Source organism: Enterobacter sp. PL_is379, assembly GCF_055817355.1.
This window is the reverse complement of the sequence record NZ_JBVPGT010000028.1, coordinates 181,077-194,506: the sequence shown is the minus strand read 5'-3', so window position 1 is coordinate 194,506 and position 13,430 is coordinate 181,077. Positions and strand designations below refer to the sequence as shown.

Genomic DNA, 13,430 nt, shown 5'->3' with positions numbered 1-13,430 from the left:
TGGATATGGAAAATTTACTGGCGCTGACCCTGGCCGATGAGACGCCGGAACAGAAAGAGGGGGACGGCCCCTCATTTCGCTGGCGGTGGCTGGGGCGCGGGGTGCTTGAGCTGACGCCGACCGCAAAAAGCGATCTCTCGCTGCTGCTTTCAACGGGCATTCACGGGAATGAAACGGCACCCGTTGAGATTGTCGATCTGCTGCTGCGCGCGCTGTATCGCAATGAGATCGCCCTGACGTGCCGCGTGCTGGTGGTGCTGGGCAATCCGCCTGCGCTGGCGCAAAACAAACGGTACCTGGTGAGCGACATTAACCGTATGTTTGGCGGGCGCTGGGCGCAGTTTCCGCAGAGCGACGAAACGGCGCGGGCAGCGTGGCTGGAGAGCGTCGTGACCACGTTTTTTGCCGCTGCGGGACCGGCGCGCTGGCATCTGGATCTGCATACGGCCATCCGCGCGTCCTACCATGTTCGCTTCGGCGTGCTGCCGCAGCGCAATCAGCCGTGGGAGGAAGATTTCCTGAGCTGGCTGGGAGACGCCGGGCTGGAGGCGCTGGTCTTTCACCAGTCGCCGGGCGGAACCTTTACGCACTTCACCTGTGAGAACTTTGGCGCGTTGTCCTGTACGCTGGAGCTGGGGAAAGCGCTGCCGTTTGGCCAGAACGATCTCACCCGATTTGCGCCTACGCATCTCGCCCTTCGGGCGCTGCTGGGAGGAAAGGCTCCCGAGCACGCGCATCAGCCCGTTGAGCGGTACCGGGTCGTACAGCAGATCACGCGCCGCAGCGATGCCTTCCTGCTGCATATGGCCGCGCATACTCTGAACTTCACCCCGTTTCGCAAAGGGGCGCTGCTGGCCGAGGATGGCGAGGAGCGTTACGAGGTGCAGAAAACCACCGAGTATGTTTTATTCCCTAACCCTACCGTCGCGTTTGGCCTGCGGGCCGGGCTGATGCTGGAAAAAATATCCTGAACCTTTCCCCTCTCATCATTCGGGAGGGGGAAGTAAAAAACTTTTCTTCACGATTAACGCGCTTACGCTTGTTTTGCAGAATATTCCTGGTGAATTGCTTTATTATTCACCTTCACTCCGTTATAATTCTGCTAAATCGCTTTAAAATCATCGCATTGAATATTTTTTGTTGCAACTCTCCACGCTTTATCCTTATTTCCTCCACATTTGGCGAAAATTTGTTTTTTACACTTTCATTGTTTTACCGTTGCTCTGACTAATTGACGATAAACCCCGTAAAGTTAATCTCGTCAACACGGCATAGCGCCGAAGAATAACTGAAAGAAAGGAAATAAATTATGCGTAAGTTTACTGCACTGTTTGTTGCTTCTACCCTGGCTCTGGGCGCTACCAGCATGGCGTTCGCCGCAGATACTGCGACCACCACCACTGCCGCGCCTGCTGAAGGCAAAATGATGATGCATCATAAAGGTCCGGGTATGCACAACGAGATGATGATGTTTAAGGATCTCAACCTGACGGATGCGCAGAAGCAGCAGATCCGCGACATCAGAAAAGGTGAACGCGACCAGATGAAACGTCCTCCGCTTGAAGAGCGTCGTGCGATGCATGACATCATCGCCAGCGACAGCTTCGACAAGGCGAAAGCCGAAGCGCAGATCGACAAAATGGCCGCGCAGCACAAAGCCCGCATGCTGGCTCACATGGAAACTCAGAACAAGATCTACAACATTCTGACCCCGGAACAGAAAAAACAATTTAATGCGAATTTTGAGAAGCGTCTGACAGAACGTCCGGCGATGGAAGGTAAAATGCCAGCACCAACCGAATAATCGGTTCACACTCTTAAGACCGCCGGGATCCTGTCCACAAAAGCGCAATCGCTGTGGACAGGACCGGCGGTTTTTCTTTCCTGCCCTCTTGCCTGCCGCCGCCAGCGCGGTATCCTCCTGTAGTCGCTTCAGAGAATGTTCGTAGAGTCATGGCGTTAGCATTTTTATTAACGTTGCGCTAAGGCCTGCCCGCTCTGCTGCCGATACTGTTTCTGTGAATACCCAACGATAACAATCAAGACAGCAACGATAGCGATATCCTTGCCCTGGCACGGGTTGTGCCATTCAGGAGTGGTGATGGAGTTCTTTGATATCCGTAAGATGCCGGTCAGCCTCTGGCGCAATGGTGCTGGCGAAACGCGTGAGATTTGCTGCTTCCCTCCCGCGACGAGGGATTTTCACTGGCGTGCCAGTATCGCGACTATCGCCAGCAACGGCGAATTCTCCTCGTTTCCCGGCGTCGATCGGGTGATTACCTTGCTGGAAGGCGGGGAGGTGACCCTGGATGCCGGTCAGGCGTTCTTCCATACCCTGAAGCACCATCAGCCCTATAGCTTTGCCGGCGACCTGCCGGTGAAAGCGCTGCTGTCCGATGGGCGGATGGCGATGGACTTCAACATCATGACCCGTCGCGACTGCTGCCGAGCGAAGGTGCGCGTGGCTGACCGTACCTTTACCACCTTTGGCACACGCGGGGGCGTGGTGTTTGTGTTAAGCGGGGCGTGGCAACTGGGTGATAAATTGCTGACGGCCGATCAGGGCGCCAGCTGGGAGGAGGGTACCCATACGCTGCGTCTGCTGGAGGCTCAGGGTACCTTATTGTTCAGCGAAATCACATGGCTGCCAGGCCATTGAGTTCAATGATCTCAAACTTACCGGCCAGGACCGGTTTACAGAGAATTTTGTAGCCATCGTGGTCAAATCCGGCGGGCGTGCGCAGCAGGGTTGCCGCGTCGTTGATGTTGTCGACAGCGCCCAGCCAGAGCCAGTTGTTGACGATGTGATACTGGGTCATTGCCTCGCCCACCTCTTTGAGCGCAACGGCGCTTTCCCAGGGCCAGCACTTCACGCTGATGGCCCCCAGACCGGAGAGGAGCCGTGCGTGGTGCGCCTCAACGCTCTCTTTCCCACAGCAGGCACCGGCGCAGCGCTTCAGCGCGGATCGAAAACAGGCGCGTCCGCGGGTGGTTGCCTCCAGACCTAAAAGGCTGTAGCAAAGCTGGAGCTCGTCCGCGAGCGTCTGCAGCGCCTGAAGTGCGGCTCGTTTATTGGCGAACAGCCCGTAGAGATTCGGGGCATGAGAAAAATCGACGTCGCGCGCGTAGACGACCTGCGGCTTGCCCTCGTTGATCTGCAGGGAGCAGAGCTGACGGTTGCGGCGCAGGCGCTTGTTGAACAGCGGCTGTTGTTCTTTTATCAACCGCGCCTCCAGCAACAGCGCGCCCATTTCTCCTGCCGTCTGGAACCAGGTAATGCGTCGCGACTGGCGCAGCATGGCGGCCTCGTCCGGGGTGCGAAGATGGGATAACACCCGACTGCGGATGTTAACACTCTTGCCGATGTAGAGCGGGAGAGTGTCGCTTTCGCCGTGAAAGATGTACACGCCCGGCTGTTTAGGCAGTGCCTCAAGCCAGGGGCGAAGGTGCTCGGGATATTCGTAGATAGCCGCCGCTTCAAACTCAAGACGCGGGGCGGATTGACGCCTGCTCACATACTGCTCCATATACTGTTCAGGTATACAGTGTAGCAGGAGTGTGGTGGTTAAAAAAGAGCCGGGTGGCGGCTGCCCCTCACCCTAACCCTCTCCCCATAGGGGAGAGGGGATTGTCCTCTGCTTGCATAAATTTGCGGAGAAACGTTTATTTCCAGAAATCGTCAAACACCGTAATTGGCGTGTGGCGCTTGTGCTCGGTTTTCAGATACCAGCCTTCGATGATTTTCGCGGTACCTTCATCCAGCTTTTTGCCTTCCAGATAATCATCGATGTTGTCATAGGTGACGCCAAGGGCCGCTTCATCCGGCAGGGAAGGGCGATCGTCTTCAAGGTCCGCTGTCGGCGCTTTCTTATACAGATGCTCAGGACAGCCCAGCGCGGCCAGCAGCTGCTTACCCTGACGCTTGTTCAGACGGAAGATAGGGTTAATGTCGGTGCCGCCGTCGCCGTATTTGGTAAAGAAGCCGGTGATCGCTTCTGCCGCATGGTCGGTGCCGACGACGACGCCTTTGGTCATCCCGGCGATGCTGTACTGCGCTTTCATGCGCTCGCGGGCTTTTTCGTTGCCGCGAACAAAATCGCTCAGCTCAATGCCCGCTTCGCGTAACGCCTGCTCGCTTGCCAGCACCGAGCCCTTAATATTCACGGTCAGCACGCGGTCAGGCTGAATGAAGGTAATGGCATCCTGGCAATCCTGCTCGTCCGCCTGCACGCCATAAGGAAGACGCACCGCGATAAACTGCAGCGTCTCATCGCCCGTCTCTTCGCGAAGCTCTGAAATCGCCATCTGGCAGAGTTTACCGGTCAGGGTAGAGTCCTGGCCGCCACTGATGCCAAGCACCAGGGATTTCAGGAAAGCGTTCTTTTTTAAGTACGATTTTAAAAAATCCACGCTGCGGCGGATCTCTTCATGTGCATCTACCGTGGGCTTCGCGCCCAGTGCCTGAATAATCTCTTGTTGCAGAGCCATCACGCCCTCCATATGCAGTACATAAACAGAATGTGTTAGCTGTTAAAACTAACCCTTTGGGCGAGAAACGACAAGGATCACAGTTTCGAGTGCGCTAATTTGCGCCGATTTAGCAGGTTATCGTTGTTTTATTAGAATTTTCCGAAATTCGTCTGGCGTAACTCACAAAGTTGAACAATAGTACTTTTTATCCCATGCTTATATAACACGCTGATAAACAAGAGGACGGAATATGAACAAGAACGTAGCAGGAATTCTTAGCGCAGCGGCGGTACTGACTATGCTGGCAGGGTGTACGGCTTACGATCGCACCAAGGATCAGTTTACGCAGCCCGTAGTAAAAGACGTTAAAAAAGGGATGACCCGTTCGCAGGTGGCCGCGATTGCCGGTAAACCTTCTTCTGAAGTGACCATGATTCATGCGAAAGGGACCTGCCAGACCTATATCCTGGGTCAACGTGATGGTAAGGCAGAAACCTACTTTGTCGCGCTGGATGATACCGGTCATGTGATCAACTCCGGCTATCAGACCTGTGCTGAATACGATACCGATCCGCAGGCACCTAAGGCGCAGTAACCCTCCTTGCCTGAGGATGTTAACAAACCGGCCCAGGGGCCGGTTTTTTTATGCATACGTAAATCTTATTTCTTTGCGCGAATTATTTGCCCGAAATGTGAAGAGAGTCAACAAGCCAGGTCAATGAGAGACAATTTGAGTCTATCCAGAATTATCCCCTGTCTGTACCATTGCGTATACTCACTCCAACGATAAACAACAGTACGCAAGCTACCTGTCTGCCGGGACAGCGAGTCGAGTGATAGCGCGATGGCAGGTAGTTATACAAGAGGGAAAACACGATGGAAAAGAAACATATCTACCTGTTCTGCTCAGCGGGCATGTCAACCTCGCTTCTGGTGTCAAAGATGCGTGCGCAGGCTGAAAAGTATGAAGTCCCTGTGGTGATTGAAGCGTTTCCAGAGACGCTGGCGGGCGAAAAAGGCCAGACAGCCGATGTCGTTTTACTGGGGCCGCAAATTGCCTATATGTTGCCCGAAATTCAACGACTGTTACCGAATAAACCTGTCGAAGTGATCGACTCGGGGCTGTACGGCAAGATTGATGGTTTAGGTGTTCTTAAAGCTGCTGTGGCAGCAATTAAAAAAGCTGCTAATTAATTTTTATTTTTCCCGTCAAAGAGTTATTTCACACACAATACGCCGTAACATGCGTTACGGCATTTAAGGGTATTTTCCTATGAGTAAAGTCATCGCTTCACTTGAAAAGGTACTCCTTCCTTTTGCTGTTAAAATAGGAAAGCAGCCTCACGTTAATGCCATCAAAAACGGTTTTATTAAATTAATGCCGTTGACGCTGGCCGGGGCCATGTTCGTTTTAATTAACAACGTTTTTCTGAGCTTTGGTGAAGGTTCCTTCTTTTATTCATTAGGAATTAGGTTAGACGCTTCCACTATTGAAACCCTTAATGGTTTTAAAGCCATCGGCGGCAACGTCTATAACGGTACGTTGGGGATTATGTCGCTGATGGCGCCTTTCTTTATTGGGATGGCACTGGCAGAAGAGCGTAAAGTCGATCCGCTGGCTGCCGGGTTATTATCCGTTGCTGCCTTTATGACCGTCACGCCTTACAGCGTGGGTGAAGCCTATGCCGTCGGTGCCAACTGGCTGGGTGGGGCCAACATTATCTCCGGTATTGTTATCGGTCTGGTGGTGGCAGAAATGTTCACCTTTATTATCCGTCGCAACTGGGTTATCCGCCTGCCGGATAGCGTACCGGCTTCCGTTTCCCGTTCATTTTCCGCGTTGATTCCGGGCTTCATTATTCTCTCCATCATGGGGATTATCGCCTGGGCGCTCTCCCACTGGGGCACAAACTTCCACCAGATCATCATGGACTCTATCTCTACGCCGTTGGCGTCGATGGGTGGCGTGGTCGGTTGGGCGTATGTGATTTTCACCTCTCTGCTGTGGTTCTTTGGCGTGCATGGTTCACTGGCACTGGCCGCGCTGGACAGCGGGATTATGACCCCCTGGGCACTGGAAAACGTTGCGCTTTACCAGCAGTACGGCTCCGTTGACGCGGCGCTGGCAGCCGGTAAAACCTTCCATGTGTGGGCGAAGCCGATGCTTGACTCCTATATCTTCCTGGGCGGTACCGGGGCGACCTTGGGTCTGATCATCGCGGTCTTTATTGTCTCTCGTCGTGCTGATTACCGTCAGGTCGCGAAGCTGGCGCTGCCATCAGGCATCTTCCAGATTAACGAACCGATTCTGTTTGGTCTGCCAATCATCATGAACCCGGTAATGTTCATTCCGTTCATCCTGATTCAGCCGCTGCTGGCCGCTATCACCCTGACGGCGTATTACATGGGCATCATTCCACCGATTACCAACATTGCACCGTGGACCATGCCAGCAGGTCTGGGCGCCTTCTTCAACACCAACGGCAGCGTCGCAGCCTTCCTGCTGGCGATATTCAACCTCGGGATTGCCACCCTGCTGTACATGCCGTTCGTGGCGATTGCCAACAAAGCCGCCACCATCATTGATGAAGAAGAGAGCGAAGAGGATATTGCCCTCTCACTGAAATTCTAAGATTGACCGGCGCGGGGAAGCCCGCGCCAGCCACAAGGAGCTTAAACATGTTAGATTTGGATAGTATTGTCGCAGACGAAGCCGCCGAGAACGATCTTGAAGAAGTGGTGATGGGGCTTATCATCAACTCCGGACAGGCCCGCAGCCTGGCCTATGCCGCACTGAAGCAGGCCAAGCAGGGGGATTTCGCCGCCGCGAAAACCATGATGGAACAGTCCCGCACGGCGCTGAATGAAGCGCACCTGGTGCAGACAAAGCTGATTGAAAGCGATCAGGGCGAAGGGAAGATGAAGGTCAGCCTGGTGCTGGTCCACGCGCAGGATCACCTGATGACCTCGATGCTGGCGCGTGAGCTGGTGGCGGAGCTCATTGAGCTTCACGAGAAGATGCAGTAAGTCAGACTGAGCAGCAGGAGGTCAGCACGATGGAAATTAAAACCGCACTTGAACAGCAGCTGTTTAATGGCAAAAATTTTCATGTGGTTATCTACAACAAAACGGAGAGCGCCAGTGGTCTGCACCAGCATGACTACTACGAGTTCACGATTGTTCTGACCGGTCGCTACTACCAGGAGATCAACGGTAAGCGCGTCCTGCTTGAGCGAGGGGATTTTGTCTTCCTGCCGATGGGGTCTTATCACCAGAGCTTTTACGAATTTGGTGCCACCCGCATTCTGAATGTGGGCGTCAGCAGACGTTTCTTCGAGAAGCACTATCTGCCGCTGGTGCCGTTCTGCTTCGTTGCCTCCCAGGTCTATCGGGTCAAAAACGAGTTCATGACCTGGATTGAGACGGTTATCGCTTCGCTTAACTTCCGCGACAATGAATTTGATGAGTTTATTGAAACGGTGACCTTCTACGTGATGAACCGGCTGCGCCATCATCGTGAAGAGCAGCAGGTGACGGATGATATTCCGCAATGGCTGCGCGGCACCGTTGAGCTGATGCACGATAAAGGCCAGTTCAGCGAAAATGCGCTGGAAAATATGGTGTCGCTGTCGGGCAAATCCCAGGAATATCTGACCCGTGCAACGCAGCGCTATTATCGTAAAACGCCCGTGCAAATTATTAATGAAATCCGCATTAACTTTGCCAAAAAACAGCTGGAAATTACCAACTATTCTGTCACCGATATTGCGTACGAGTCAGGATACAGCAGTCCCAGCCTGTTTATTAAGACCTTTAAAAAATTGACGTCATTCACACCGAACAGTTACCGGAAGAATTTAACGGTAATGAATTAACTTTCGGCGGATTACCCGCCACAAATATTGCTTTAATGGCTTGCCCAAATAGCGGGAAGAGTACGCTATACCTTGCAGGCGATTAACCTGATACGCTAAGGGAGATATTATGCAGAAGAAATTAAAAGTCGTAACCATTGGTGGCGGCAGCAGCTATACCCCGGAACTACTTGAAGGTTTCCTGAAACGTTATCATGAATTACCGGTCAGCGAATTATGGCTGGTGGACGTTGAGGAAGGTCAGGAGAAGCTGAATATTATTTTCGACCTGTGCAAGCGCATGGTGGAAAAAGCGGGCGTGCCTTTGACCGTGCATAAAACCCTGGACCGTCGTCTGGCGATGAAAGATGCGGATTTCGTCACCACCCAGCTGCGCGTTGGCCAGCTGAAGGCGCGCGAGCTGGACGAGCGTATTCCGCTGAGCCACGGCTATCTGGGGCAGGAGACCAACGGCGCTGGCGGCCTGTTTAAAGGTCTGCGTACCATCCCGGTCATTTTCGACATCGTCAAAGACGTGCAGGAGATCTGCCCGAACGCGTGGGTGATTAACTTCACCAACCCGGCCGGGATGGTCACTGAAGCGGTCTATCGTCATACCGGCTTCAAACGTTTTATCGGCGTCTGCAACATTCCGATCGGCATGAAGATGTTTATCCGCGACGTGCTGGCGCTGACCGACAGCGACGATCTCTCCATCGATCTGTTCGGCCTGAACCACATGGTGTTTATTAAAGATGTCATCGTGAACGGAAAATCGCGCTTTGCCGAGCTCCTCGACGGCGTGGCTTCCGGTCGCCTGACGGCGGCATCCGTGAAAAACATCTTTGACCTGCCGTTCAGCGAAGGGCTGATCCACTCGCTGAACCTGCTGCCGTGCTCGTACCTGCTTTACTACTTCAAGCAGAAAGAGATGCTGGCCATCGAAATGGGCGAGTACTATAAGGGCGGCGCGCGCGCGCAGATCGTTCAGAAGGTCGAGAAGCAGCTGTTCGATTTGTATAAAGACCCGAACCTGAACGTCAAACCGAAAGAACTGGAGCAGCGCGGCGGGGCCTACTACTCCGATGCGGCGTGTGAAGTGATCAACGCCATCTACAACGACAAGCAGGCGGAACACTATGTCAACGTGCCGCACCACGGCCATATCGACAATATCCCGGCGGACTGGGCCGTCGAGATGACCTGCATCCTGGGGCGCGAGGGCGCTAAACCGCATCCTCGCATCACCCACTTCGATGACAAGGTCATGGGCCTGATCCACACCATTAAGGGCTTTGAAGTGGCGGCAAGCAACGCGGCGCTGAGCGGCGAGCTCAATGACGTGCTGCTGGCGCTGAACCTCAGCCCGCTGGTGCATTCAGACCGCGATGCGGAACAACTGGCCAGCGAGATGATCCTGGCGCATGAAAAATGGTTGCCGAATTTTGCCGCCACGATCGAGAAGCTGAAGTTCAAACACCACTAAGAGGACGCACAATGGAAAACCTGCTGATCGTTAATGCTGATGACTTTGGTCTCTCGAAAGGCCAGAACTACGGCATTATTGAAGCCTGTCGCCGGGGGATTGTGACCTCTACCACGGCACTGGTGAATGGTGAGGCGGTTGAACACGCGGCGCAGCTGAGACGCGAGGTGCCGGCGCTGGGCGTCGGCATGCATTTTGTGCTGACGCTCGGGATGCCGCTTTCGCCAATGCCGGGCCTGACGCGCGACGGCCAGCTTGGAAAGTGGATTTGGGAACTGGCGGAGCAGGATGCTCTGCCGCTCGAAGAGATTGCCCGCGAGCTGGACTGTCAGTTCAACCGCTTCGTTGATGTGTTTGGTCAGGCGCCGACGCATATCGACAGCCATCACCACGTGCATATGATCCCGGCGATTTTCCCGATTGTCGCCGGGTTTGCCCAGCGCAAAGGCGTGGCGATGCGCGTGGATAGGGAGGCGCGCGGCGTGCCCGACTGCGACGTGACAACCACTGAGGGGTTCAGCAGCGCATTTTACGGCGACGAGATCGACGACGAGCTGTTCCTGAAGGTGCTGGATGATTCCGCCGCACGGGGTGAACGGTCGCTGGAGGTCATGGCACATCCTGCCTTTGTCGATAACACCGTGCGGAAAAGCGCCTACTGCTGGCCGCGTCTGGCGGAGCTGGACGTGCTGACGTCGGCGTCGCTGAAGTATGCGATTGCCGAGCGCGGGTATCGTCTGGGGACGTTTGGGGATCTGTGAGAAATTCCCCCTCACCCTAACCCTCTCCCCAAAGGGGCGAGGGGACTGTGCGGTGCGATCTGTAATGCCAGCACAGGTCTGCATTTCTCCCTCTCCCTTTCAGGGAGAGGGCCGGGGTGAGGGTATTTTTTACGCCGGGATCTGATCGATCTTGCTGCTGCGCGACCAGACGCGGTGCGCGGCGAGCAAATCAAACAGCTTCGTCATGAACGCATCGTCAACGTTATCTCCCTCGACAATCCCGTCCTCACCCTGATCGGCCACCTTCAGCTGCGCTTTGAACTGTCGCGCGTCGCCGGACAGCGCGATCGGTTTCAGGTGCTTATAGGCTTCCAGCAGATAATACACGGCGTCCCCGTTGGTCAGCAGGCTGGCAATATCCCCGCACGGCACGATCACCGCATCGACGGTCAGCGATGGCGCACCGGCAAAGGTCGCTGCGATCGGCAGCACAGAACCATCATCGGCCGTCACTTCACCCATGCGGGAATAGAGCAGTTTGGCATACACGCCCTGAGTCTTCAGCGCCTGCATAATCCCCAGCACGTCGCTGGCGCGGGTTTTGTCGTTCAGCAGAATGGCGACCACGCGGCCTTTAATCGAGCCGCCCGGCACCGCATACAGGCTCAGCGACGGATCTTTCTTTACGCCGTTAACCTCTTTCGGCGGAGCAAGGTTACGCTGCTCGTCGGTCAGCGTAATGCCCAGGTTGTCCGCGACACTCTGGGCAAGCTGAACATCAATATGCGCCAGCTGATCGACCACGCGCTCGCGGATGTAGGTGCGCACCACTTTACTCAGCTCAAAGCTGAAGCCGCCGATGATGTGCTGTTGCTCAATCGGCGTCTGGCTGTTCCAGAACAGGCGAGGGTGGGCGTAATACTCACCGAACGAGGGGCTGCGCTCGCGAATTTTATTGCCATCGATACGCTCCTGATACGATTCGAATCCACCGCGTTTCGGTCCGGGAGGCGTTTCACGCGGCCAGTTATCGTTGATGGAGTTCGGCTCATAGTTTGCCGGGTTGGTATCAATATCCTGACGGTGCATCCCGTCGCGCTGGAAGTTGTGATACGGGCAGGTTGGGCGGTTAATCGGAATTTCGTGGAAGTTCGGCCCGCCGAGTCGGCTAATCTGCGTATCGGTATAGGAGAACAGGCGTCCCTGCAGGAGCGGATCGTTGGTGAAGTCCAGCCCCGGCACGATATGCCCCGGGTGGAACGCGGCCTGCTCGTTTTCGGCAAAGAAATTATCCGGGTTGCGGTTGAGCACCATTTTACCCACCAGCTGCACCGGCACCAGCTCTTCCGGGATCAGCTTCGTCGGGTCCAGAAGGTCGAAATCGAACTTAAATTCGTCCTCTTCCGGTATGAGCTGCAGGCCCAGTTCGTATTCCGGGAAGTCGCCCGCTTCAATGGATTCCCACAGCTCGCGGCGATGGAAGTCCGGATCGCGCCCGGTCAGCTTCTGCGCCTCGTCCCACACCAGTGAGGCTTTACCCGCGACAGGCTTCCAGTGGAAGCGGACAAACGTGGCTTTCCCCTCGGCGTTGATCAGACGGAAGGTGTGGATGCCAAACCCCTCCATGGTGCGATAGCTGCGCGGAATGCCGCGGTCTGACATCGCCCACATCACGTTGTGTAAGGTTTCAGGCTGCAGGGAAACATAGTCCCAGAAGGTGTCGTGCGCACTTTGTCCCTGCGGTATGGCCCAGTGGGGCTCCGGTTTTACCGCATGGACAAAGTCAGGAAATTTATGCGCGTCCTGAATGAAAAACACCGGGGTGTTATTGCCGACCAGATCGAAAATACCCTCTTCGGTATAAAACTTGGTGGCAAAGCCGCGGATATCCCGGACGGTATCTGCCGACCCCGCGCCGCCCTGCACGGTGGAGAAACGCACAAACACCGGGGTAATTTTATCCGGGTCGGAGAGGAAATCCGCTTTGGTGATCGCTTTTAGACTCTTATAGGGCTGGAAGTAGCCGTGCGCAGCGGAACCGCGTGCGTGGACGATGCGTTCCGGTATCCGCTCGTGGTCAAAATGGGTGATTTTTTCCCGCAGGATAAAGTCTTCCAGCAGGGTTGGCCCGCGCGCGCCTGCGCGAAGGGAGTTCTGATCGTCAGCAATACGCACGCCCTGATTGGTGGTGAGCGCAAAACCCTCGCCGCCTTTACGGTGTGGCTCAAGAGATTTCAGCTTCTCGTTTCCCGTGTCCGGCGATTTCATGCTTCCCGGTGCGGTAGGCTGTTCGCCCGGTGCGGAGGGGCCAGGGGAGGGGCGGTGAGAGCCGTCTGCAGGGGCGAGAGAGTCCATACCCGGTTGAGATTCTTCAGTGCCATGAATCGGTGATTGATGTGTTTTATCTTTGTTCGACATTGCACGCTTCTCCTTTATCCATTGCTAAAAACCCTATTAAGGATAGAACAATGTCGCGACATGGTTCGCGAACTAAGAGTTTTCACATGCCGTGATTAGCGAAAGGAGCCATCTCACCCACTCGGAGCGCGACGGAAGGCAGCAGGATCGGCTATCATAGAATTTTCCTGCTTCAAGAATTTTGCTTTAGTGAATCCGTCGCTTATGAAACCTCTTCGTCAACAAAACCGCCAGGTTATTAGCTATGTGCCCCGCGTTGAGCCCGCGCCGCCTGACCATGCCCTGAAAGTGGAGGGCTTTCGTGATGTCTGGCTGCTGCGGGGGAAATACGTGGCCTTTGTGCTGATCGGCGAACATTTCCGTCGCTCTCCCACGTTTACGGTGCCGGAGTCCGCACAGCGGTGGGCGATGCAGATCCGCCAGGATGAAGAGGTTGAAGAATAACAGCCATAAAAAAACCGCCTGATGGCGGTTTTTTTA

General features: G+C 54.9%; 13 protein-coding genes and 1 pseudogene. 11 read left to right on the top strand and 3 right to left on the bottom strand.

Features of this window, described 5'->3' with window-relative positions:
• Positions 1–5: 5 nt before the first annotated feature.
• From astE to ves, 3 genes are all read left to right on the top strand, one after another.
• The gene (astE, locus tag AC0TOY_RS11755; protein WP_148769517.1) at positions 6–971 is read left to right on the top strand and encodes a succinylglutamate desuccinylase; all 966 of its coding nucleotides are present in this window, start codon (positions 6–8) and stop codon (positions 969–971) included.
• 338 nt (positions 972–1,309) lie between these two features.
• Positions 1,310–1,804: an ATP-independent periplasmic protein-refolding chaperone Spy gene (gene spy / locus AC0TOY_RS11750; RefSeq protein ID WP_024908549.1), complete on the top strand. Its 495-nt coding sequence runs from the start codon at positions 1,310–1,312 to the stop codon at positions 1,802–1,804.
• A 297-nt stretch (positions 1,805–2,101) separates the two neighbouring features.
• On the top strand, positions 2,102–2,659 hold the full coding sequence (gene ves, locus AC0TOY_RS11745; protein WP_021241069.1) for an environmental stress-induced protein Ves: 558 nt from the start codon (positions 2,102–2,104) through the stop codon (positions 2,657–2,659).
• Here the strand turns inward: ves and cho are convergent.
• Both cho and nadE read right to left on the bottom strand, forming a co-directional pair.
• The gene (cho, locus tag AC0TOY_RS11740) at positions 2,637–3,515 is read right to left on the bottom strand and encodes an excinuclease Cho (RefSeq protein ID WP_248164122.1); all 879 of its coding nucleotides are present in this window, start codon (positions 3,513–3,515) and stop codon (positions 2,637–2,639) included. The genes ves and cho overlap by 23 nt on opposite strands.
• Before the next feature lie 148 nt (positions 3,516–3,663).
• On the bottom strand, positions 3,664–4,488 hold the full coding sequence (gene nadE, locus AC0TOY_RS11735; RefSeq protein ID WP_029740447.1) for an ammonia-dependent NAD(+) synthetase: 825 nt from the start codon (positions 4,486–4,488) through the stop codon (positions 3,664–3,666).
• Positions 4,489–4,720: 232 nt separating this feature from the next.
• On the opposite strand from nadE, the gene osmE reads away from it, so the two are divergent.
• From osmE to chbG, 7 genes and pseudogenes are all read left to right on the top strand, one after another.
• Entirely contained in the window at positions 4,721–5,065 is a 345-nt protein-coding gene (osmE, locus tag AC0TOY_RS11730) for an osmotically-inducible lipoprotein OsmE (protein ID WP_010430142.1), read from the top strand.
• Positions 5,066–5,346: 281 nt separating this feature from the next.
• On the top strand, positions 5,347–5,664 hold the full coding sequence (gene chbB, locus AC0TOY_RS11725; protein ID WP_008500676.1) for a PTS N,N'-diacetylchitobiose transporter subunit IIB: 318 nt from the start codon (positions 5,347–5,349) through the stop codon (positions 5,662–5,664).
• A 79-nt stretch (positions 5,665–5,743) separates the two neighbouring features.
• Positions 5,744–7,102, top strand: coding sequence for a PTS N,N'-diacetylchitobiose transporter subunit IIC (gene chbC / locus AC0TOY_RS11720; protein ID WP_028017210.1), 1,359 nt, complete (start codon positions 5,744–5,746; stop codon positions 7,100–7,102).
• Positions 7,103–7,149: 47 nt separating this feature from the next.
• Entirely contained in the window at positions 7,150–7,497 is a 348-nt protein-coding gene (gene chbA, locus AC0TOY_RS11715) for a PTS N,N'-diacetylchitobiose transporter subunit IIA (protein ID WP_024909443.1), read from the top strand.
• Between the two features lie 11 nt (positions 7,498–7,508).
• Positions 7,509–8,345 (top strand): annotated as a pseudogene (gene chbR, locus AC0TOY_RS11710) (transcriptional regulator ChbR); the annotation flags it as partial.
• Positions 8,346–8,454: 109 nt separating this feature from the next.
• Entirely contained in the window at positions 8,455–9,810 is a 1,356-nt protein-coding gene (locus AC0TOY_RS11705; protein WP_473721870.1) for a 6-phospho-beta-glucosidase, read from the top strand.
• A gap of 11 nt (positions 9,811–9,821) precedes the next feature.
• On the top strand, positions 9,822–10,571 hold the full coding sequence (gene chbG / locus AC0TOY_RS11700; protein ID WP_473721869.1) for a chitin disaccharide deacetylase: 750 nt from the start codon (positions 9,822–9,824) through the stop codon (positions 10,569–10,571).
• A 129-nt stretch (positions 10,572–10,700) separates the two neighbouring features.
• Here the strand turns inward: chbG and katE are convergent, their stop codons facing one another.
• Positions 10,701–12,950: a catalase HPII gene (gene katE, locus AC0TOY_RS11695; RefSeq protein WP_473721868.1), complete on the bottom strand. Its 2,250-nt coding sequence runs from the start codon at positions 12,948–12,950 to the stop codon at positions 10,701–10,703.
• 156 nt (positions 12,951–13,106) lie between these two features.
• Here katE and cedA point away from each other — a divergent pair, with 156 nt between their 5' ends.
• A complete protein-coding gene (cedA, locus tag AC0TOY_RS11690; protein ID WP_370884122.1) occupies positions 13,107–13,394 on the top strand; it encodes a cell division activator CedA in 288 nt (95 codons plus the stop codon).
• Positions 13,395–13,430 lie beyond the last annotated feature (36 nt).